General features: G+C 69.4%; 20 protein-coding genes and 1 riboswitch. Of the genes, 8 read left to right on the forward strand and 12 right to left on the reverse strand.

The window, feature by feature from the left end; translation table 11 throughout:
* Window positions 1–96 precede the first annotated feature (96 nt).
* Together AC731_RS13005 and AC731_RS13010 are read left to right on the forward strand one after the other, a co-directional pair.
* Window positions 97–1,395, forward strand: a complete 1,299-nt coding sequence (locus AC731_RS13005; RefSeq protein WP_048706679.1) for an acetyl-CoA hydrolase/transferase family protein — start codon at window positions 97–99, stop codon at window positions 1,393–1,395.
* A gap of 103 nt (window positions 1,396–1,498) precedes the next feature.
* On the forward strand, window positions 1,499–2,605 hold the full coding sequence (locus tag AC731_RS13010) for an HPP family protein (RefSeq protein ID WP_048706681.1): 1,107 nt from the start codon (window positions 1,499–1,501) through the stop codon (window positions 2,603–2,605).
* Between the two features lie 30 nt (window positions 2,606–2,635).
* Here AC731_RS13010 and AC731_RS13015 read toward each other — a convergent pair whose 3' ends face one another.
* From AC731_RS13015 to AC731_RS13025, 3 genes are all read right to left on the reverse strand, one after another.
* The gene (locus AC731_RS13015; RefSeq protein WP_004263175.1) at window positions 2,636–3,070 is read right to left on the reverse strand and encodes a CBS domain-containing protein; all 435 of its coding nucleotides are present in this window, start codon (window positions 3,068–3,070) and stop codon (window positions 2,636–2,638) included.
* Between the two features lie 233 nt (window positions 3,071–3,303).
* Window positions 3,304–4,158, reverse strand: coding sequence for an archaetidylserine decarboxylase (gene asd / locus AC731_RS13020; protein ID WP_048706684.1), 855 nt, complete (start codon window positions 4,156–4,158; stop codon window positions 3,304–3,306).
* 107 nt (window positions 4,159–4,265) lie between these two features.
* The gene (locus AC731_RS13025; protein ID WP_048706686.1) at window positions 4,266–4,871 is read right to left on the reverse strand and encodes a LysE/ArgO family amino acid transporter; all 606 of its coding nucleotides are present in this window, start codon (window positions 4,869–4,871) and stop codon (window positions 4,266–4,268) included.
* Between the two features lie 124 nt (window positions 4,872–4,995).
* Here AC731_RS13025 and AC731_RS13030 point away from each other — a divergent pair, with 124 nt between their 5' ends.
* Window positions 4,996–5,880 (forward strand): LysR family transcriptional regulator ArgP, encoded by an 885-nt coding sequence (locus AC731_RS13030; protein ID WP_048706689.1) that lies wholly within the window; start codon window positions 4,996–4,998, stop codon window positions 5,878–5,880.
* A gap of 30 nt (window positions 5,881–5,910) precedes the next feature.
* On the opposite strand, the gene AC731_RS13035 is transcribed toward AC731_RS13030, so the two are convergent.
* The 7 genes from AC731_RS13035 to AC731_RS13065 are packed head-to-tail and all read right to left on the reverse strand — an operon-like array spanning window position 5,911 to window position 13,167.
* Window positions 5,911–7,239, reverse strand: a complete 1,329-nt coding sequence (locus AC731_RS13035; protein WP_205626596.1) for a cobyrinate a,c-diamide synthase — start codon at window positions 7,237–7,239, stop codon at window positions 5,911–5,913.
* Between the two features lie 3 nt (window positions 7,240–7,242).
* Entirely contained in the window at window positions 7,243–8,091 is an 849-nt protein-coding gene (gene cobA, locus AC731_RS13040; RefSeq protein WP_048706691.1) for a uroporphyrinogen-III C-methyltransferase, read from the reverse strand.
* Window positions 8,092–8,095: 4 nt separating this feature from the next.
* Complete coding sequence (gene cobO, locus AC731_RS13045) at window positions 8,096–8,701, reverse strand: cob(I)yrinic acid a,c-diamide adenosyltransferase (protein ID WP_048706693.1); 606 nt, start codon at window positions 8,699–8,701, stop codon at window positions 8,096–8,098.
* Window positions 8,698–9,492, reverse strand: a complete 795-nt coding sequence (locus tag AC731_RS13050; RefSeq protein ID WP_004263199.1) for an ABC transporter substrate-binding protein — start codon at window positions 9,490–9,492, stop codon at window positions 8,698–8,700. Before AC731_RS13050 ends, cobO begins: the two co-directional genes overlap by 4 nt.
* Window positions 9,493–9,502: 10 nt before the next feature.
* Window positions 9,503–10,300, reverse strand: a complete 798-nt coding sequence (locus AC731_RS13055; protein ID WP_048706696.1) for an ABC transporter ATP-binding protein — start codon at window positions 10,298–10,300, stop codon at window positions 9,503–9,505.
* A complete protein-coding gene (locus AC731_RS13060) occupies window positions 10,297–11,277 on the reverse strand; it encodes a FecCD family ABC transporter permease (RefSeq protein WP_048710121.1) in 981 nt (326 codons plus the stop codon). The genes AC731_RS13055 and AC731_RS13060 overlap by 4 nt, the downstream gene beginning before the upstream one ends.
* A gap of 54 nt (window positions 11,278–11,331) precedes the next feature.
* Complete coding sequence (locus AC731_RS13065; protein ID WP_048706699.1) at window positions 11,332–13,167, reverse strand: TonB-dependent receptor domain-containing protein; 1,836 nt, start codon at window positions 13,165–13,167, stop codon at window positions 11,332–11,334.
* 131 nt (window positions 13,168–13,298) lie between these two features.
* A riboswitch (cobalamin riboswitch) is annotated at window positions 13,299–13,540 on the reverse strand.
* 92 nt (window positions 13,541–13,632) lie between these two features.
* Between AC731_RS13065 and cobU the strand changes: the two genes are divergently transcribed.
* From cobU to rfaE1, 5 genes are all read left to right on the forward strand, one after another.
* Complete coding sequence (cobU, locus tag AC731_RS13070) at window positions 13,633–14,181, forward strand: bifunctional adenosylcobinamide kinase/adenosylcobinamide-phosphate guanylyltransferase (protein WP_048706701.1); 549 nt, start codon at window positions 13,633–13,635, stop codon at window positions 14,179–14,181.
* A gap of 55 nt (window positions 14,182–14,236) precedes the next feature.
* Window positions 14,237–15,283 (forward strand): nicotinate-nucleotide--dimethylbenzimidazole phosphoribosyltransferase, encoded by a 1,047-nt coding sequence (gene cobT, locus AC731_RS13075; protein ID WP_048706702.1) that lies wholly within the window; start codon window positions 14,237–14,239, stop codon window positions 15,281–15,283.
* A 10-nt stretch (window positions 15,284–15,293) separates the two neighbouring features.
* Complete coding sequence (locus AC731_RS13080) at window positions 15,294–16,100, forward strand: adenosylcobinamide-GDP ribazoletransferase (protein WP_048706703.1); 807 nt, start codon at window positions 15,294–15,296, stop codon at window positions 16,098–16,100.
* Between the two features lie 14 nt (window positions 16,101–16,114).
* Window positions 16,115–16,666: an alpha-ribazole phosphatase family protein gene (cobC, locus tag AC731_RS13085; RefSeq protein WP_048706705.1), complete on the forward strand. Its 552-nt coding sequence runs from the start codon at window positions 16,115–16,117 to the stop codon at window positions 16,664–16,666.
* Between the two features lie 66 nt (window positions 16,667–16,732).
* On the forward strand, window positions 16,733–18,046 hold the full coding sequence (rfaE1, locus tag AC731_RS13090) for a D-glycero-beta-D-manno-heptose-7-phosphate kinase (protein ID WP_048706707.1): 1,314 nt from the start codon (window positions 16,733–16,735) through the stop codon (window positions 18,044–18,046).
* Window positions 18,047–18,093: 47 nt separating this feature from the next.
* Here rfaE1 and AC731_RS13095 read toward each other — a convergent pair whose 3' ends face one another.
* Entirely contained in the window at window positions 18,094–19,422 is a 1,329-nt protein-coding gene (locus AC731_RS13095; RefSeq protein WP_048706709.1) for a UDP-glucose dehydrogenase family protein, read from the reverse strand.
* A 76-nt stretch (window positions 19,423–19,498) separates the two neighbouring features.
* On the reverse strand, window positions 19,499–20,161 hold the full coding sequence (locus AC731_RS13100; RefSeq protein ID WP_004263223.1) for a sulfotransferase family 2 domain-containing protein: 663 nt from the start codon (window positions 20,159–20,161) through the stop codon (window positions 19,499–19,501).
* Window positions 20,162–20,195 lie beyond the last annotated feature (34 nt).

Consider the following 20,195-nt stretch of genomic DNA (forward strand, 5'->3'; position numbering starts at 1 on the left):
GCATCCAAGACCTCCACGCGCAGTCCCATACGCCTTAGTATGGAAAAAGCTATAATCCGGGCGATACCAGACCGATAAACCGCGCCCGGAGACAGCATGAGCACGCCGGAATCCCTGTACCAGCAAAAACGCATGACCGCCTCGGATGCGGTTTCCATGATCCGCGACGGCGACACCATCGTCGTACCCACCGGCGTCGGCGAACCGCCTGCGCTGTTGCATGCCCTGTCCGGCCGCCGTCACGCGCTGCGCGACGTGGCGGTGAGCCAGATCCTGCCGCTGCGCAAGTTCGCCTACCTCGATCCGGAAACCCGGGCCAACATCCGCCACGACGCCTACTTCTTCGGCGGCGCCACCCGTGCCGGCGGCCAGGCGGGCTGGGTGGATTTCGTCCCCGCCTACTTCTCCGAACTGCCGATGCTGATCGACCGCGGCCTGTCGCCCGCCGACGTCGTGGTGTCGATGGCCTCGTCGATGGACGAGCACGGCTACTTCAGCCTGTCGCTGGCGCCCGACTACACCATGGCCGCGATCCGCCGCGCGCGCGTCGTCCTGCTGGAAGTGAATCCGAACGTGCCTTTCGCCAACGGCGACTGCCACATCCACATCTCGCAGGTCGCCGGCCTGGTGGAAAGCGACGAGCCGCTGTTCGAAGTCGGCCTGCCGCAGATCGGCCCGGTGCAGGAGGCCATCGGCAAGTACGTCGCCGACCTCATCGACGACTGCGCCACGCTGCAGATCGGCTACGGCGGCATTCCGGATGCGGTGGTGATGCAGTTGCAGCACAAGCGCGACCTGGGCATCCACACCGAGATGATCGGCGACGGCATCCTGTCGCTGATCGAATCCGGCGCGGTCACCAACCGCCGCAAGACCTTCATGCCGGGCAAGACCATCGCCACCTTCGCGCTCGGCTCGAACCGCCTGTACCGCACGCTGCATCGCAATCCGGCGATCGAAATGCATCCGGTGGATTTCACCAACGATCCCTGGATCGCTGCGCGCAACGACAAGCTGTGCGCCATCAACGCCACGCTGCAGATCGACCTGATCGGCCAGTGCGGCTCGGAGAGCCTGGGCCACGTCCCCTATTCGGGTACCGGCGGGCAGGTGGATTTCGTGCGCGCCGCCAACCGCTCGAACGGCGGCAAGGCCTTCATCGTGCTGCCGTCGACGGCCAAGGACGGGACCGTGTCGCGCATCGCGCCGGTGCTGTCGCCGGGCACCCATGTCACCACCAGCAAGAACGACATCAACTACGTCGTCACCGAGTACGGTGTCGCCCAGCTGCGCGGCAAGACCGCCAAGCAGCGCGCCGAAGCACTGATCGGCATCGCCCACCCGGATTTCCGTGGCGAGCTGCGCGAGGCGGCGAAGCGCCTGAACCTCGCCTGACGCCGCCGAGGGCATGCACCACCTTGGAGCAGGACGCGGGTCGCGCTAGAATCCGAGCTCCTTGTCCCGCTTCACCCGGCCACCTTCCTGACCGGGACATCTCGTGCCCTCCCTGCTTGACTGGCTGAAGACCTTCTGGCCGGCGCCGCTGCCGGTCAGCCTGCGCGAACGCACCTTGAGCGGGATCGGTGCGCTCCTCGGCCTGCTGGCCACGGAGATCGTGAGCCGCAGCGTCCTGGGCGCGTCCGTCCCGTGGTTCGTCGCACCAATGGGGGCCTCGGCCGTGCTGCTGTTCGCCGTGCCCGCCAGCCCGCTCGCACAGCCCTGGTCCATCGTCGGCGGCAACCTGCTGTCGGCGCTGACCGGGGTCGCCTGCGCCCGCTGGATCGACGACCCGGCGCTGGCCGCGGCGCTCGCCGCCGGCCTCGCCATCGTACTGATGTTCCAGCTCCGCTGCCTGCATCCGCCTGGCGGCGCGGTGGCGCTGACCGCCGTGATCGGGGGCCCGGAAGTTGAGGCGCTGGGCTTCGGGTTCGCGCTCGTGCCCGTCCTGCTCAACTCGCTGTTGCTGCTGTTGATCGCACTGCTGTTCAACGCCGCCATGCGCCGGCGCTACCCGCAGCGGATCGCGGAAAAGCCCGCGGCCCGCACCCACCACACCGCCGACCGGCCACCGAGCGACCGGCTGGGCGTTCGCCCCGACGACCTGCAGGCGGTGCTCGAGGAGCGCGGCGAGATGATCGACATCAGCCGCGCCGACCTCGAGGAGATCCTGCTCGCCGCCGAACAGCGCGCCTGGCGTCGGCGCTTCGGCGACCTGCGCTGCGCCGACGTGATGTCACGCGACGTCGTCACAATCACACCCGACGCCACGCTCGAGGTCGCCTGGTCGCAGCTCGCTCATCATCGCGTCGAGGCGCTGCCCGTGGTGCAGGCGGGCGAACGGCTGGTCGGCATCATCACCCTGCACGACTTCCTCATCGCGCAGGACATGCCGTGGCGGACGGTGGGCGAGGTGATGACGCAGGATGTGTTCTGCGCCAGCCCCGACCGGGCGATCGTCGAACTGGTCCCGGTCTTCTCGGACCGCGGCCTGCATCAGGTACCGATCGTCGAGGCGGACCGGCGCGTCGTCGGCATACTGACGCAGTCCGATCTCGTCGCCGCGCTGTTCCAGGCGGGGCTCGACCAGGCGCTCGCGGGCCGCTAGCGCCACGGGCGCGTGCAGCCCGCGGGGGCCTCAGAGGATGACCGTGATCTCCTCGCGTCGCACCAGTTCGGCGCCAAAGTCGAGCGCATCCAGCGCCAGGGCGTCGCGCGCGGTAACGACGCCGAGCGGACGCTTGCTGGCATCCACCACCGGAACGTGGCGCACACCGTTCTCGTACATCAGGTGCAGGGCGTGGCCGAAGGGCCTGTCCTCGGTCAGCGTCTGCGGGTTGTGGGTCATGACGGCGCCGACCGTCGTGGTCTCGGGATCGAGACCTGCGGCCAGCACGCGGAAGGTGGCATCGCGCTCGGTGAAGATGCCGGTCAGCACACCATGCTCGACGATCAGTGCGGCACTGCGCTCCTGCGCGTTCATGAGACGGGTGACGGCACTGACCGGCATGTCGGCCGGTACGCAGACGAAGGGGCGGTCGGCAAGGATCTGGTGGATCGGACGGCTGGGCATGATCTGTCTCCTGATGCTTATTGTGGAAAGGCACGGAAAGCCAAGCTTCAATCGTGCCAACTTGAACGCCCTTGCCGAAGATCGGAAAGTCGCGCCCAAGCCACTGTTTTATCGCATCTTTCTTTCAGTTCGATGACCATGCCGACGTGCTGCATCGCAGCATCCGGGGCTGCGCACGCACCCTCGCCGTGCATGCGCCCGCGGCGGCGCCCCGTTCCGGTGCGTGGCCGGGCTCAGGCCGACGGCGGACGCTGCCCCATCGCCTCGCCCAGGCGCACCGGACGCGCCGCCGCCCAGTCGGACGCGAAACGCATCGTGCCCTTCGGGAACAGCATCACCACGGTGGAACCGAGCAGGAAGCGCCCCATCTCCTCGCCCTGGCGCAACGCGACCTCGCCGGGCGCGTAGGCGTGCTTCTCGATGTCGGCCTGGCGCGGCGGATTGACCACGCCATGCCAGGTCGTCGCCATGCTGCCGACGATGGTGGCGCCGACCAGCACCATCACGAAGGGGCCGGCCGCCCCCTCGAACACGCACACCACGCGTTCGTTGCGCGCGAACAGGCCGGGCACGCCACGCGCGGTGGCCGGGTTCACCGAGAACAGTTCGCCGGGCACGTAGATCATCTGCGTCAGGCGGCCATCGCAGGGCATGTGGATGCGGTGGTAGTCGCGCGGGCTGAGGTAGAGGGTGGCGAACTCGCCATCCTCGAACTGCGCCGCCAGACTGCGGTCGCCGCCGATCAGCGTGGTGGTGGTGTAGAAGTGGCCCTTGGCCTGGAAGATCTGGTCGCGTTCGATCGGACCGAACTGGCTGATCGCGCCGTCGACCGGGCACAGGTAGTCGGCCTCGGCGAAGGGCCGTACGCCTTCGCGCAGCGGGCGGGTGAAGAATTCGTTGAAGGTCGGGTAGCTGGCGGGATCGGAATTCGCCGCTTCGTCCATGTTCACGCCATAGCGCTTGATGAACCAGCGGATCACTGCCGTCGTCGCTTTGCCGCCCCGCAGGCCGGCGAGCTTGCCGGCGAACTGGGTGAGCAGGCGCTTGGGAAGCGCGTATTGCAGGGCGACGGCTAGACGTTCGGACACGGCGTGATCCAGGGGAATTGAAGGCAGCGAATTATAGCGCCATCATCCCGACGCCCATGGCGGGAACGGCGCCCTTAGCGGCGCCGGCCCGGTGTCGGACGAGTCGTTCAGGCCAGCAGCAGCGAAGCAGCGATCGCCCACAGCATCAGCGCCACCAGGGCGTCCAGCACGCGCCATGCAATCGGTCGGGCGAACAGCGGCACCAGCAGGCGGGCGCCATAGCCGAGCGCCACGAACCACACGACCGACGCCGTGATCGCGCCCGCGGCGAACAGCGGGCGCAGGTCCTCGGCCTGCTGGCTACCGACCGAGCCCAGCAGCACCACCGTGTCCAGATAGGCATGCGGGTTGAGCAGGCTGAAGCCGGCCGCCGCGAGCAGCGCCTGGCCGCGCGACATGCGCGCGTGTTCGGCAAAATCCATCGCCCGGCCGCCACGCAATGCCGAACGCAGCGCACGTGCGCCGTACCACAGCAGGAAGGCCGCGCCGCCATAGCGCGCTGCCGCCATCAGGTCCGGGCTGGCAACGAACAGGCTGCCCAGGCCGGCAATGCCGAGCGTGATCAGCAGCATGTCGCACAGCGCCGACACGCACACCGTCAGCAGGACATGCTCACCGCGCAGGCCCTGGCGCAGCACGTGGGCGTTCTGCGCCCCGATCGCCATGATCAGGCCCAGCGTCAGCAGGAATCCATTGAAGTAGACGTGGCTCATGATGCATTCCGTTGTTGTTATGGTCGGCCGCCCGCAATGGCGGCACGACAGGCCGGCATGCTAGGCCCGGCGGCGTCGCGGATTAAGTAGAATCGATTTAATTCGATTCACTCCATTTTTTCTTATGATCGACCACCGCCTGATCGCCTTCGAGGCAGTCCTGCAGGAAGGCAGCTTCGAGCGCGCGGCGCGGCGGCTGGCGCTGACGCAATCGGCCATCTCGCAGCGTGTGAAGCTGCTCGAGGCCGAGCTTGGCCAGGTGCTGCTGGTGCGCAGCAAGCCGGTGCGGCCGACGCCGGCGGGTCGCCGCCTGCTGCCCTATCTGGCGCAGTTGCGCCTGATGGAGGCCGAGGCGCGCCGCGCGCTCGCCCCGCGTCAGGCGCACGGCCCGCTGCGGCTGGCGGTCGGGGTCAATGCCGATTCGCTGGCGACCTGGTTCATCGGCGCCGTGGCCGAGGTCGTGAGGGAGGAAGGCCTGGTGCTGGACTGCGTGGTCGACGACCAGGACCACACCCATGCGCTGCTGGCCGATGGCGAAGTGCTGGGCTGCGTGTCCACCCGCCCCGACCCGATCCGCGGCTGCACCGTCGAGCGCCTGGGCGTGATGCCCTACCTGTGCGCCGGCTCACCGGCCTTCCGTGCGCGCTGGTTTCCGCACGGTCTCACCCGCGGCGCGCTGGCGAAGGCGCCGGCCATCGTCTTCGGCCGCCACGACGACATGCACGACGCCTTCCTGCGCCGTCACTTCGGGTTGGACGCGGGCCAGTATCCGCACCACGTCGTGCCCTCGTCCGAGGGCTTCATGGCGTTCGCGGTCGCCGGGCTGGGCTACGGCTTCATTCCCGAGATCCAGGCGCGCGAACACCTGGCGCGCGGCGAACTGGTCGATCTGGCGCCGGAGCGCGAAGACGTGGTGCTGTACTGGCACCACTGGCAGGTGCAGTCGCCGGTGATGGCGCGGCTGGCAAAGGCCATCGGCGAGGCAGCAGGCCGGGCGCTCGAAGGCTGAGCACCGCGCCTGCGAACGGCCCGCGTACGCTCAGGCGACGCCGAACAGCGCGGCCACCGCCGCCGGGTTCGACGGAAACCAGAAATGCACGTAGGACGCGGTGATCGACCCGAGGCGATACACCGCCTCGCCCTCGCTGCCGTCGGTGCCGTGCGCATGCAGCCAGGGCGCGAGGGTCGTCTCGGTCCTGGAGTAGTGGAAGGTGTGGCCGGTCATCCGCCCTTCCGGCAGGTCGACCGCCTGCATGCCCAGTGCGGCGAGCCGCTTCTGCATCACCGCGCGGCCGGGCAGCAGGCCGCCGAAGGCGTGCTCGACACCCGCCTTGTCGACGATGCTCTGCAGCAGGCTCATCAGCCCGCCGCACTCGGCCAGCAGCGGCCTGCCCGCAGCGACATGCGCGCGAAGGTCGTGCCAGAAGCGCGTGTTCGCGGCCAGCGTTTCGCCGTGGAGTTCGGGGTAGCCGCCCGGCAGCCACACCGCGTCGCAAGCTGCAGGCAGGGTGTCACCGGCCAGCGGCGAGAAGAAGGCGAGCTCGGCACCCAGCGCCTGCAGCGTGTCGAGGTTGGCCGGGTAGATGAAGCCGTAGGCCGCATCGCGCGCGACCGCGACCCGCCTGCCGGCCAGCAGCGGCGGAATGACGGGCGCCGGCACGGCCGGAAACTCGACCGCGGGCGGCAGTTCGGCCGCCCCGGTGGCCTGGAGATGGTCGGCCAGACGGTCGAGGCGCTCGCCCAGGTCGGCGATCTCCTCGGCCTGCATCAGGCCCAGGTGGCGCTCGGGCAGCGCAGCGTCGGCATCGCGCATCACCGCGCCGAACCAGCGCATGCCGTCCGGCAGCGCGGCGCGCAGCATGTCGGCATGGCGTGCGCTGCCGACGTGGTTGGCGAGAACGCCGGCGAACGGCAGGCCGGGCTGGTAGTGCGCGAGACCGTAAGCCACGGCGCCGAAGGTCTGCGCCATCGCCCGCGCATCGATCACCGCCATCACCGGGATGCCGAAACGGCGCGCGATGTCGGCACCCGAGGGCGCACCGTCGTAGAGGCCCATGACCCCCTCGATCAGGATCAGGTCGGACGCGCGCGCGGCCGCGTGCAGGCGCCAGGCGATGTCCTCCGCCCCGCACATGCCGAGGTCGACGTTATGCACCGGCGCGCCACTCGCCACCGCATGGATCTGCGGATCGAGAAAGTCCGGCCCGCACTTGAAGACCCGCACCCGGCGCCCGAGACGGGTGTGCAGGCGTGCAAGCGCGGCGGTGATGGTGGTCTTGCCCTGGCCGGACGCCGGCGCGGCGATGAACAGCGCGGGGCAGCGCACCGCACTGATGGGCGGGTCGGACGAAATCTTCGCTTCGGGCACGGCTCAATCCTTGTTGTTCGAATGCACGACCGCACAGCCGGCATGCGGCAGCGGCGAGGACGGAGGTGGTTCGCCGGGCTGGAACCAGGTCAGGCGCGGATACAGGCTGACGACGTCGCCCACCACGGTCAGCGCGGGGGGACGGATACCCTGGCGCCGGACCTCGTCGACCAGCGTGGCGAGATCGCCCTTCGCCACGCGCTGCGCGTGCGTCGTGCCGCGCTCGATGACCGCCGCCGGCGTCGTCGCCGGCAGGCCGTGGGCAACGAGCTGGGCACAGATTTCCGCCAGACGCGAGATGCCCATGTAGATGACGAGCGTCTGGCCGCGGTGGGCGAGCAGCGACCAGTCGAGATCGAGCCCGCCGTCCTTCAGGAAGCCGGTGGTGAACACCACCGACTGCGCATGATCGCGGTGCGTGAGCGGAATGCCGGCATACGCTGCCACGCCCGCCGCCGCGGTCACGCCCGGCACCACCTCGACGGTAATGCCGGCCTCGAGCAGGTCCTCCATCTCCTCGCCGCCACGGCCGAAGATGAAGGGATCGCCGCCCTTGAGCCGCACCACGCGCTTGCCCGCCTGCGCCAGGCGCACCAGCAGCGCGTTGATCTCGTCCTGCGGCAGCGCATGGTCGGCCGCCTTCTTGCCGACGTAGATGCGCTCGGCCGCGGCGGGCGCCAGGTCGATGATGGCGGGCGCGACGAGGTTGTCGAACACCACCACGTCCGCGCCCGCCACCAGCCGCGCACCGCGCAGCGTCAGCAATTCAGGATCGCCCGGCCCGGCACCGACCAGATAGACATGGCCGGGCAGCGGCCCGGGACGGAAGACGGACAGATCGGGCAGGCTCATGGACTCACCACTCCATGCCGGGCATCGCCTTGATACCCGCGGCAAAGGCGTGCTTAACCGGCGTCATGTCGGTAACGGTGTCGGCGGCCTCGACCAGTTCGGGCGGGGCGCCGCGGCCGGTGACGACGACGTGCTGCAGCGTCGGCCGCGCCAGCAGGTCGGCAACGACGGTGTCGGCTTCAAGATAGCGGTACTTGAGCGCGATGTTGAGCTCGTCCAGCACCACCAGTCCGATCGACGGGTCCTGCAGCAGGCCGCGCGCGACATCCCAGGCCGCTTCGGCGGTGGCGACGTCGCGGGCGCGGTCCTGGGTTTCCCAGGTGAAGCCCTCGCCCATCACATGCCAGCTCACGCCCGGCTGATTGCGGAAGAAGGCCTCCTCGCCGGTGTCCGAGCGGCCCTTGATGAACTGCACCACGCCGACCTTCATGCCGTGGCCGAGCGCGCGCGCCACCAGGCCGAAGCCGGCGCTGGACTTGCCCTTGCCGTTGCCGGTGTTGACCAGCAGCACGCCGCGTTCGGCCTGGGCGGTGGCGATCTTCTCGTCCACCACCGCCTTCTTGCGCGCCATGCGTTCGTTGTGGCGGCTGTCGCGATCCTGTTCGCTCATTGCTGGGTGTGCTCCGCGAGTTGGGCCAGGCCGGTGAGCAGCGCCGGGCCGGGGTTGAAGAAGTGCCGCCCTTCGAGGCCGACGACGGGCACCGACACCAGGCCGAGTTCGGCACTGCAGGTCTCGGCGTTCTCGGGGGTGAGCGAGAACAGCAGCTCGGGCTTGAAGCGTTCGACCGCGGCAACGATGCCCGGGATCTCCTCGCCGGGCCGCAGGTGGCGGATGCGCTCGGCCGTCTCCACCACCTCGAAGCCGGCGTGGGCGAAGGCGTCGCCCACCACATGGCCGCGGCCGAAGGAATATGGTTGGGCCGAGCAGGCCGAGATCACCAGCACGCGCTTGCCGCCCCCCTTCACCGCCGCCGCACGGGCGCGCCACTCGCGGGCATAGGCTGCGACCTTCGCCTTGCCGTCGGCCACGCCGGCCGCCTCGGCCAAGCGGGCGAGCATCGCCTCGGTCTGGGCCATCGAATCGAAGCCGTCGACCTGCAGGATGCGCGCCTCGGGCTCCAGCATGTCGAGCTGGGCCGGATCGGAGCCCTTCGAGATGACGACCAGGTCGGGATTCAGCGCGGCGATGGCGCCGACATCCGGGTCCTTGACCCCGCCGGTGCGCGGCAGGTCGCGCTTGTCGTAGCGCGACACCCCGACGATGCAGTCGCCGCGGCCAAGCCAGTCGAGCGCCTGGGTGATGTAGGGCGACTGGCTGACGATGCGCGGACAGTCCGCAGCCGCGGGCAGGGCAAGAACCAGCAACAGGCCACCCAGAAGGTGGCGAAGCGTGTGCTTCATGATGGGGATCTCAATCGGGAAGGAACAGGACGCGCCCTTCGCTCTCGAAGCGGCGCAAGGGATGGCCGAAGGCCTGGCTCAGCAGGTCTGCACGCAGCACGCTGTCGCGATCACCCGCTTTCACCCCGCCGCGGCCGTCGAGCAGGATGATGTGGTCGGCGTAGCGGGCGGCGAGATTGATGTCGTGCAGGACCATGACGACGCCGTGCCGTGTGTCGCCGCCACGGACGATGCTGCGAAAGAGCTCGAGCGTGGCGATCTGGTAATGCAGGTCGAGATGGTTGAGCGGTTCGTCGAGCAGGAAGAGCTGCGGCGACTGTGCCAGCAAGGTGGCGATGGCGACGCGCTGGCGCTCGCCGCCGGACAGCGTCAGCACGTCGCGCGTCTCGAACCCCTGCAAACCGACATCGGCCAAGGCCCGGCGGGCGATCGCCTCGTCCTCGGTCGTCTCCCAGCCCCAGCGGCCCAGATGAGGGTGACGGCCGATCAGGACCGTTTCCAGCACGCTGGCGCCAAAGTGATCGGGCTGTTGTTGCGGCAACAGGCCGCGGAAGCGCGCCGCCTCCAGCGCCGACCAGGCGGCGTAGGGCAGACCGCCCAGCCTCACCTGCCCCACCGAGGGCTCGCGCAGGCCGGCCAGGGTGTGCAGCAAGGTGGTCTTGCCCGCACCATTGGGGCCCAGCAGGGCAAGGCATTCGCCCGGTGCCAGGCTCAGGCTGAACTCGCAGCACAGCCAGCGCTCGCCCACCTGCAGGGCGAGGCGCTCGGCCTCCAGCAGCGGCACCGCATCGGTACGCGACGCGCTCACCGCGGGTGCCTCGCGAGCAGGAACAGGAACACCGGCACGCCGATCAGCGCGGTGAGCACGCCGACCGGCAGTTGCTGCGGCGCGATCACGGTGCGCGCCGCGGTGTCGGCCAGCGTCAGCAGGGTGCCGCCGGCCAGTGCGGCGGCGGGGATGAGCACGCGCTGGTCGTTGCCCAGCACCAGCCGCACGAGGTGCGGAATGATGAGGCCGACGAAGCCCACCGAGCCCACCAGCGTCACCGCGGTCGCGGTCAGCAACGAGGCCAGCACGTACAGGCCCATGCGCAGCTTGCGCACGCTCACACCCAGCGCACGCGCGTTCAGCTCGCCGCGCGCGAGCACGTTCAGGTCGCGCGCGAAGGGCATCACCGCGGCCAGCCCCAGCACCAGCACCACCAGCCCAGGCCAGGGCCGCGCCGCGCCACTGGCATCGCCCATCAGCCAGAACAGCATCGACTGCACCCGGGTATCGGGCGCCAGCGCCAGCATCAGCGTCACCGCCGCGCCGCATCCGGCGGCGACGATGACCCCGGTCAGCAGCAGCCGCGTCTGCGTCCAGCTGCCGTCGCCATGCGCCAGGCCGAACACCAGCAGCATCGCGGCGAGCGCGCCACCGAAAGCCAGCGTATCGACCCAGATCGAGGCCGCGCCGAGCGTGAGCGCCACCAGCGCCCCCACCGCCGCACCACCGGAGATGCCCAGGATGTAGGGATCGGCCAGTGGGTTGCGCAGCAGCACCTGCATCAGCGCACCCGCCGTGGCGAGCAGGCCGCCGCAGACGAAGGCGGCGAAGGCGCGGGGCAGGCGCAGCTCGCGCACGATGTCCGCCGCCATGCCCTCACTGCCGGTCAAGGCAGCGAATACTTCGGACAGGCCGATTGGCATGTCACCGGCCACCAGCGCCCATAGCAGTGCAAGCGCCGCCGCCGACAGCAGGCTGAGGGCGAGCAGCATGGGATGGTGGCGGCCGGGCAGCATCAGGGCCCGACCCCCGACGACACGGAGACGGTCGGTGGCAACGAGCATTGCGGCTTAGTGCATCGCGTAACGCACGGCCACGAAGGCGTTGGCCTCCTGGGTGCCGTAGTTCTGGGCAAGCTCGTAGTCCTTGTCGAGAAGGTTGTTGGCGCGCACTTCCACGCTCCAGTCCGGCGCCAGCGCGTAATGCACGTAGGCGTTCAGCAGGCCGTAGCCGCCCATGCGGTTGGCCGCGTTGTTCGGGATTCGATCATACCGCCGCCCCTGCGCGTTCCACTCCATCCCCCAGGTCCACGGCCCGGTGGCGCGCTCGATGCCGAGCGAACCGCCGATGCGCGCACGACGGCCGAGCTCATCGCCGGTTTCCTCGTCTTCCGTGTCGAGGAAGTCGATGCTGGCCCGCACGCGGTAATCCCACAGCATCGTGCTGGCAGCCAGCTCGACGCCCTGGATCGAGGCCTCCGCCACGTTGGCCGGCGCCCAGTCGCCCATCGGATCGGCCGGGTTCACCGGCGCCCACGCGATCAGGTTCTTGATGCGGTTGTTGAAGTAGGTCGCGCTGAGGCTGGTGCCGCCGCGCTCCCACACCAGGCCGGCCTCGCGGTTCAGCGCCTCCTCGGGCTTCAGGTTCGGGTTGCCGCTGAACGGAAAGTAGAGGTCGTTGAACGTGGGCGCCTTGAACGCCGTGCCGATGCTGGCACGCGCGCGCCACTCCGGCGTCAGCCGATAGCCGTAGGCCAGCGCACCGGTGGTCTTGCTGCCGAACTGCGAATCCTCGTCATGGCGGGCGTTGACCTGCAGGTGATGGCGATCGAACTGTCCGCTCCAGCCGAGCAGCACCGAATTGGTGTGCCGCTGGGTCTTGTCATAGTCGGCCGTCGAATCGACTTCCTGCTCGAGATACTCGTAGGCGGCCAGCAGCGAGCCGACGCCCAGGGCGATGTCGTGCTGCCAGGTGAACTGGCGCTGCGCGGTCTCGAACGTGGATTTGGCGTTACGATCAGAATAGTTGTGCGACTCGTCCGCGCCGTAGCCGAAGCGCAAGGTGCTGGTCCAGTCGGCGGTGATCTGGTTGCGCATGTGCAGCCCCAGCGAGTCGGTGCGCTTGTCCAGATACGAGTTGAACACCTTGGCGTTGTCGTACCAGTTGCGCATGTCCGAATGCAGCACGGTCAGGCCGATCTCGTCGGCGTCGCGGAAACCGAGCGACACCGAGCCGCTGAAGTACTCGTTGCGGAAACCGTCGTCGTCGGGATCGCTGCCGCGCGTCGACTTCGGCTTGGCATCGATGCCGTCACTGCGTTCGCTGCCGGCGGACACGTTGTAGCGCAGCCGCTCGACCCCGCCCGCCAGCGTCGCACCCAGCGTGCGCGCACCATCGGTGCCGACGCCGGCACGCACGCTGGGCTGGAAACCCTCGCGTCCCTTGCGCGTGAACACCTGGATCACGCCGCCGATCGCATCGGAACCGTAGAGCGCGCTCGCCGGGCCGCGCAGGATCTCGATGCGGTCGATCAGCTCGAGCGGAAGGTTCTCGAGCGTGGGCGAGCCGCTGGTCGCCGACCCCACGCGCACGCCATCGATCAGGAGCAGGGTGTGCCCCGAGTTGGCGCCGCGGAGGTACACGCTGCTGCTCGAGCCCGGACCGCCATTGCTCGCCACCTGTACGCCGGGACGGCTGGACAGCAGTTGCACCAGCGTGGCATTGCCGGCACGGGCGATCTCGTCGCGGTCGATCACGTCGACGCTGGCAAGCGCCTCATCGGCCGTGATGGGCTGGCGGGTGGCGGTGACCACGACGTGGCCAAGCTGGGCATCGTCGGCCTGGGCCGGGACGAACGGGTAAGCGAGCGCGCACGCGGAAACCAGCGCGGAAAGGCGGATCTTCATTGTCGGAACTCCCTTCGCCATGCCGCGCGTCCCCGCACGCCATGGCAACTTCACATGGACGCGCCGACAGCGTGGGAGAACCGAAGAGAGCAGGACAAACCGCGCCCGTCGCCGCCACCCCGCGGCACATCCGCCAATTCGCGTTCCGGCCGGTCTCCGGGCTCGTGCGCTGTACCGGCCGCAGGGCCGGACGGGTGGATCGCCTTCCCGGGAGTCGTCCTCCCAGTGGCTGCGTGATCCGCCTTGCGCGCACTTACCGTTGCGGGGGCAGCACAGGCATTGCGGCCATCGAGCAGAGGATGGTCCGCGCACCTGTTTCCCGTTTAACCCTGGGCGAGAATCGCCCGTGGGCACCGATAACGCGCCGCCCCTTCCGAGGCAGTGGGGGCGGATGATACCGTACGGGCGAGTATCGTGCACTGCAATAAATGACAGTCCTCTTTCCGGACAGGAGCCATCAGAACAATGACATGCGAGCTGATCCTGGGCGGCGCGCGCTCGGGCAAGAGCCGCGAGGCCGAGCGCCGCGCGACCGAATCCGGGCTGGCGGTGACCGTGATTGCGACCGCCGAGGCGCTCGACGACGAGATGGCGGCACGCATCCGCCGCCATCAGGCGGACCGGCCCGCAGGCTGGCGCACGGTGGAGACGCCGGTGGCGCTCGCCGACACGCTGCGGCGCGAGGCAGCCCCCGACCGCTGCCTGCTGGTCGACTGCCTGACGCTGTGGCTGAGCAACCTGCTGGTGGACGCCGAGAGCCTGCCGCCCGGCGCCGATGCCGAAGCCCTGCCGCTGTTCCGAGCGCAGCGCGACGCGCTGCTCGCGACCCTGCCGCGACTGCCTGGCCGCATCGTGCTGGTCGCCAACGAAGTCGGCCTCGGCCTGGTGCCGGAGCACCCACTCGGCCGCCTGTTCCGCGACGAGGCCGGCCGGCTCAACCAGGCGGTCGCCGCGCTGTGCCCGCGTGTGGTGTTCGTCGCCGCCGGCCTGCCGCTGGTGCTGAAGCAGGACTAAACTCGCTCCCCACCCAGCCGCGGCCCCGACGCCGCTCCACCGGAAACCTCGCGTCATGAACCTCGCCATCACCGCGCCCGACCAGGCGATTGCCACCGAGCTGCAACACAAGATCGACCGCAAGACCAAGCCGCTTGGCGCCCTCGGCCGGCTCGAGCCGCTGGCGCTGCAGATCGGCCTCGTGCAGCAGACGCTGACGCCCCAGTTGCGCCAGCCCCACATCGTCGTCTTCGCCGGCGACCACGGCGCGGCGCGGGCGGGCGTGTCGGCCTACCCGCAGGACGTGACCTGGCAGATGGTGGAGAACTTCCTGGCCGGCGGCGCCGCAATCAATGTCTTCAGCCGGCAGATGGGGCTGGGGCTGACCGTCGTCGATGCGGGGGTCAATCACGACTTCGGCAAGCGCGCCGGCCTCATCGACGCCAAGATCGCGCCGGGTACGGCGAACTACATCGAACAGCCGGCGATGAGCGCCGAACAGCGCGACGCCGCCCTGCAGCGCGGACGCGAGATCACCCATGCGCTGGCGGACAACGGCTGCAACTGTGTCGGCTTCGGCGAGATGGGCATCGGCAACACCGCCTCGGCCTCGCTGCTGACGCACTGCCTGGTCGGTGCCGAGCACGGCGCCGACCTCTACACCGTGACCGGCCGCGGCACCGGACTGGATGACGCCGGCCTCATCCACAAGCGCGCCCTGCTCAAGCAGGCGCTGGAGCGCGGCGGCCGCCCAACCGATCCCCTGGCGGTGCTGGCCGAGTACGGCGGCCTCGAGATCGCCATGATGGCCGGCGCCATGCTCGGCGCCGCCGAGCGCAGGATGCTGGTCCTGATCGACGGCTTCATCGTCACCTCTGCACTGCTGGTCGCCCACGCCATCGACCCGGACGTGCTGCCCTACTGCGTGTTCGCTCATCGCTCGCAGGAACCCGGCCACGGCATCCAGCTCGACCACTTGGGAGTGGAGCCTCTGATGTCGCTGGATCTGCGCCTGGGCGAAGGCACCGGCGCCGCGCTAGCCTGGCCGCTGGTGCAGTCGGCGGTGAGCTTCCTCAACGAGATGGCGAGCTTCGAGTCGGCCGGCGTCAGCGACCAGGGCTGACGCACACGGCATGCGCTACCAGCTCGAACTGTTCTTCACCGCGCTCGGCTTCTTCACCCGGCTGCCGGTGCCGGCCTGGGTGCCGTGGTCGCCCGAGCGGCTGAACCACGCGGCGCGCTTCTTCCCGCTGGTCGGCTGGGTGGTGGGCGCAACCGGCGCGGCAGGCTACGCGGTGTTCGCGCTGGTCCTGCCCGCCTCGCTGGCGGTGATCCTGTCGATGGCGGTGACGATCCGCCTCACCGGCGCCTTCCACGAAGACGGCTTCGCCGACACCTGCGACGGCCTCGGCGGCGGCTGGGATAAGGCGCAGGTGCTGGCGATCATGAAGGACTCGCGCATCGGCAGCTACGGCACCATCGGCATGGTGCTGATGCTGATGGCGAAGGCGGCGGCACTGATCGAACTCGCCCGTCTCGGCGCGACTGCCCCGCAGGGCACCGTGGCGGGCGTTGCCGCCGCACTGCTGGTCGCCCACCCGCTGTCACGCCTGGCGGCCACCAGCCTCATCCACCTGCTGCCCTACGTGCGCGAGGACGACAGTGCCAAGTCCAGGCCGCTCGCGCGCCGCCTGACGCCTGGCGAACTCACCGTCGCCGGCACCTGCGGCCTGCTGCCGCTCGCCCTGCTCGCACCCGCGGAGGCGCTGGGCGCATTGGTCGCGGTCATCGCCGTCACGACCTGGGCCGCCCGCCTGTTCGTGCGCCGCCTGGGCGGCTACACCGGCGACCTGCTCGGCGCGACCCAGCAACTGGCCGAACTCGCGGCCTACCTCGGCCTGCTCGCCGCCGCGCACATCGCGCCCCTGGCCACCGCATAGGACATCACTCCGTCATGGAACTGCACCTCATCCGCCATCCGCGCCCCGCGATCGAGCCGGGGGTCTGCTACGGCCAGCACGACATCGGCCTTGCCGAATCCGCCACTGAGGTCGCAGCGCGCCTGCGCCCGCTGCTGCCCGACCGCTTCGCGCTGCACGCCAGCCCGCTGATCCGCGCCCGGCTGCTCGCAGAGGAACTCGGCACTCCGCAACTGGACGCGCGCCTGAAGGAGATCCACTTCGGCGAATGGGAAGGCCGCACCTTCAGTGCCATCGGCACCGCCATCGACGACTGGGCCGCCGACCCGCTCGGCTTCCGCGCGCCGGGCGGCGAATCCGCGCGCGAGATGACGACCCGCGTGCTGCACTGGCTCAGCGACCTGCAGCTATCCGCACCGGAAGAGCCGGTGGTGATCGTCGCCCACGGCGGCCCGCTGCGCGCGATCGCCGGCCACCTGCTCGGCCTGCCGCCCGAGCGCTGGCTGGGGCTGGACTTCGGCTGCGGGCAGGTGACGCGGCTGGACGTGGAGAACTGGGGGGTGGTGCTGCGGTGGTTCAACCGCTGAGCCGGGCGCCTGACGGCCGGCCGCTTCGTGGGATAATCCGGCCGTTCCAAGGCTCACGGTCCGCCCATGCTTTCAGCGCTGCCCCAATTCGCCAACGCCCGCGTGCTCGTCGTGGGCGACCTCATGCTGGACCGCTACTGGCATGGTGCGACCGCGCGCATCTCGCCGGAGGCGCCGGTACCGGTGGTGCAGGTCCGCGATGACGAAGTGCGCGCAGGCGGCGCCGGCAACGTCGCACTCAACGCCGCGGTGCTCGGCTGCACGGCCCGCCTCGTCGGCCTCGTCGGCGAGGACGAAGCCGGGCGCCTGCTGGCCGAGCGCCTTGCCGCACGCGGCGTGGATTGCCGGCTCCAGATCGTCGCGGATGCGCCCACCATCACCAAGCTGCGCGTCATCAGCCGCCACCAGCAGCTCATACGCCTCGATTTCGAGGAACGCTTCGCCCCGCATCACGCGGCGCGCGTCACCGCGACCACGCACGATGCACTCGAGGGCGTGCAGGCGATGATCCTGTCGGACTACGCCAAGGGCACGCTGGGCGACCCTCAGGCCCTAATCCACCTGGCGCGCGAACGCGGCGTGCCGGTGATCGTCGACCCCAAGGGCCAGGATTTCGGCCGCTACCGCGGCGCCACGGTGGTCAAGCCCAACCTTGCCGAGTTCGAGGCGATCGTGGGTCCGTGCGCGGACGATGACGAACTGGTGGAACGCGGCAGACGGCTGTGCGCGGATCTCGAACTGGAAGCGCTGCTGATCACCCGCAGCGAGCGCGGCGTGACGCTGATCCAGCGCGGACAGCCCGCCTGGCACCTGCCTGCCCATGCGCGCGAAGTGTTCGACGTCACCGGCGCAGGCGACACGGTCTCGGCCACGCTGGGCTGCAGCCTCGCCGCCGGCCTGTCGCTGCGCGACGCCACCGCACTGGCCAACCTCGCGGCCAGCATCGTGGTCGGCAAGCTCGGTACGGCCACCGTGTCGGTGGATGAACTGCGCGCGGAACTGAACGCCCACGCCCCGCGCCCGCGCGGCCTGATCGAAGCCGCCGAGGCGCGCGACGCCATCGCCACCGCGCGCCGCCTGGGCGAACGCACCGTGGTGGCGGTCGGCCCCTTCGCCCCCTTCGACACACCGCGTCTCGCCTACCTCGAAGCGGCCGCCGCGCGTGGCGACCGGCTGCTGGCGCTGCCGCTCGCCGACGACGCCAGCGCCGGACTGCTGCCCGCACTGCGCATCGTCGACTGGGTGGTGGCGGCCCGGGACGCGGCGGAGCTGCACGACCTGCTGCAGACCCTGCAGCCCGACCTCATCGCTCTGCCGGCCGCCCACGCCGGGAACATTCCACAGACGACCGCCGAAGTGGTCGTGCTGCCCGGCGGCTGATCCTTCAGGACGGACCGGCCACCGGAGCGCAGCGCAGCGCCGCGCGCTCAGGCGCGGCCGATGCCGTAGTAGGTCCAGCCCTCGCTGCGCAGGCGCTCGGGGTGGTAGAGGTTGCGGCCATCGACGATGACCTTGGCGCGCAGGCGGTTCTGGATCTCGTCGAAATCCGGCGCGCGGAACTGCTGCCACTCGGTGCAGATCGCCAGCGCGTCGGCGCCATCCAGCGCTGAATACTTGTCGGCGGCGAGGCTGAAGGCGGGCCCTTCGGGATAGATGCGGCGCGTCTCTTCCATCGCCACCGGGTCGAAGGCCTGCACCTTCGCGCCCGCCTGCCACAAGGCCTCGAGCAGCGCGCGGCTCGGCGCCTCGCGCATGTCATCCGTGTTGGGCTTGAAGGACAGCCCCCACACCGCGATCGTCTTGCCACGCAGCGCCTGCGGCCCGCCGAAATGCTTCGCCAGCTTGGCGAACAGCACCTGCTTCTGCCGGTTGTTGACCGCCTCCACCGCCTTGAGCAGCGAGGCCTCGTAGCCGATCTGCTGCGCAGTACGCTCGAGCGCCTGCACGTCCTTCGGGAAACAGCTCCCGCCGTAGCCGCAACCGGGGTAGATGAAGTGGTAGCCGATACGCGGATCGGCGCCGATGCCCTTGCGCACCTCCTCGATGTCCGCGCCCAGGATCTCGGCCATGTTGGCCAGTTCGTTCATGAAGCTGATCTTGGTCGCCAGCATCGCGTTGGCAGCGTACTTCGTCAGTTCGGCGCTACGCACGTCCATGAACATCGTGCGCTCGTGGTTGCGGTTGAAGGGCTCGTACAGTTCGCGCATCAGTTCGCGCGCGCGCGGCGAGACGGTGCCGATGACGATGCGGTCCGGCTTCAGGAAGTCGCCGACGGCCGCCCCTTCCTTGAGGAATTCCGGGTTGGAGACGACATCGAACGGCACCTCCACCTTGCGCTCGGCCAGCACCTGCTCGACGCGGGCGCGCACCTTGTCCGCCGTGCCCACCGGCACCGTCGACTTGTTGATGATGACGCGGTAGCCGTCCATGTTGCGCGCGATGCTCTCGGCCACCGACAGCACGTACTGCAGATCGGCCGAGCCGTCCTCGTCCGGCGGCGTACCGACGGCGATGAACTGGATCTCGGCATGCTTCACCGCCAGCGCGGTGTCGGTCGTGAAGCGCAGGCGACCCTCGGCGACGTTGCGTTCGACGATCGCCTCGAGGCCGGGCTCCCAGATCGGCAGCACGCCGCGGTTGAGGTTGTCGATCTTGCGCTGATCGATGTCGATGCAGACGACGCTGTGCCCCACTTCCGCGAGGCAGGCGCCGGTGACGAGGCCGACATAGCCGGTACCGAAGATGGTGAGTTTCATGATGGGCGACGTAGGAAGAAGAAAACGGTTGGATTCATGACCCGGCGATGTTACCCGCCGATGTCCGGCAAGGGGCTCATTCGGGATCGAAACGGTAGCCGAAGATGCGGATGTCCGGCTCGAAATGGCGCGCCACCATCTCGGCCAGTTCGTCCGTGTAATAGCTGCGGTAGTCCTTCTTGCGGTCGGTGGCCTGGCGCTTGTGCAGCAGCGCCGGCGGCTTCACGCCGATGCGACGACAGGCCTCGTCGAAGTCCGCAGCCAGGTTCTCGTAGCGCCCCATGAAGTCGACCAGCACCTTGCCGTGCAGGTCGATGACGTAATCGCTCTGCAGTTCGATGCTGGTATCGACGTGGAACTGGTAGGGTCGCTCCGGATCGAGCTTCCAGCGCATGAACTGGTCGAAGGTCTCGATATGGCTCATCAGGTGCGGCCGCTCGCGCCGGATGTGATGGAAGGAGCTGACCTGCAGGTCCCACGGGTTGCGCACGAAGACGAACTTGAACAGCGTGTCGAAGGTCTCGGCCGGCAGCATCTCCTTGGCGGCGATGATCTTCGAGTGACGCGGAAACTTGATGCCGAGGCGATGACCGGACAGCGCCGACAGGCGCGAGCACAGGAACTGCACCGGGTACCACGGATCGCGCAGCCGCAGCGGACGCAGGGAATCGCGCACCGAGGTGCCGCCGGTCTTGGCAATGTGGACGAACAGGAAGTTGTACTTCAGCGACAAGAGCATTCAGGCATCTCCACAACCCGCAACCCGCGGGCCG

Source organism: Thauera humireducens, assembly GCF_001051995.2.
Classification (GTDB): domain Bacteria; phylum Pseudomonadota; class Gammaproteobacteria; order Burkholderiales; family Rhodocyclaceae; genus Thauera; species Thauera humireducens.

Bases quoted from the DNA above. Each gene is read 5' to 3' on its own strand.
- AC731_RS13050 (WP_004263199.1), bottom strand. From the start codon at position 9,492: ATGAAGCACACGCTTCGCCACCTTCTGGGTGGCCTGTTGCTGGTTCTT.
- AC731_RS13065 (WP_048706699.1), bottom strand. From the start codon at position 13,167: ATGAAGATCCGCCTTTCCGCGCTGGTTTCCGCGTGCGCGCTCGCTTAC.
- AC731_RS13100 (WP_004263223.1), bottom strand. From the start codon at position 20,161: ATGCTCTTGTCGCTGAAGTACAACTTCCTGTTCGTCCACATTGCCAAG.
- rfaE1 (WP_048706707.1), top strand. From the start codon at position 16,733: ATGCTTTCAGCGCTGCCCCAATTCGCCAACGCCCGCGTGCTCGTCGTG.
- cobU (WP_048706701.1), top strand. From the start codon at position 13,633: ATGACATGCGAGCTGATCCTGGGCGGCGCGCGCTCGGGCAAGAGCCGC.
- AC731_RS13025 (WP_048706686.1), bottom strand. From the start codon at position 4,871: ATGAGCCACGTCTACTTCAATGGATTCCTGCTGACGCTGGGCCTGATC.
- AC731_RS13015 (WP_004263175.1), bottom strand. From the start codon at position 3,070: ATGCCCAGCCGTCCGATCCACCAGATCCTTGCCGACCGCCCCTTCGTC.
- cobC (WP_048706705.1), top strand. From the start codon at position 16,115: ATGGAACTGCACCTCATCCGCCATCCGCGCCCCGCGATCGAGCCGGGG.
- AC731_RS13095 (WP_048706709.1), bottom strand. From the start codon at position 19,422: ATGAAACTCACCATCTTCGGTACCGGCTATGTCGGCCTCGTCACCGGC.
- AC731_RS13005 (WP_048706679.1), top strand. From the start codon at position 97: ATGAGCACGCCGGAATCCCTGTACCAGCAAAAACGCATGACCGCCTCG.
- AC731_RS13030 (WP_048706689.1), top strand. From the start codon at position 4,996: ATGATCGACCACCGCCTGATCGCCTTCGAGGCAGTCCTGCAGGAAGGC.
- AC731_RS13060 (WP_048710121.1), bottom strand. From the start codon at position 11,277: ATGCTGCCCGGCCGCCACCATCCCATGCTGCTCGCCCTCAGCCTGCTG.
- cobO (WP_048706693.1), bottom strand. From the start codon at position 8,701: ATGAGCGAACAGGATCGCGACAGCCGCCACAACGAACGCATGGCGCGC.
- cobA (WP_048706691.1), bottom strand. From the start codon at position 8,091: ATGAGCCTGCCCGATCTGTCCGTCTTCCGTCCCGGGCCGCTGCCCGGC.
- AC731_RS13080 (WP_048706703.1), top strand. From the start codon at position 15,294: ATGCGCTACCAGCTCGAACTGTTCTTCACCGCGCTCGGCTTCTTCACC.
- cobT (WP_048706702.1), top strand. From the start codon at position 14,237: ATGAACCTCGCCATCACCGCGCCCGACCAGGCGATTGCCACCGAGCTG.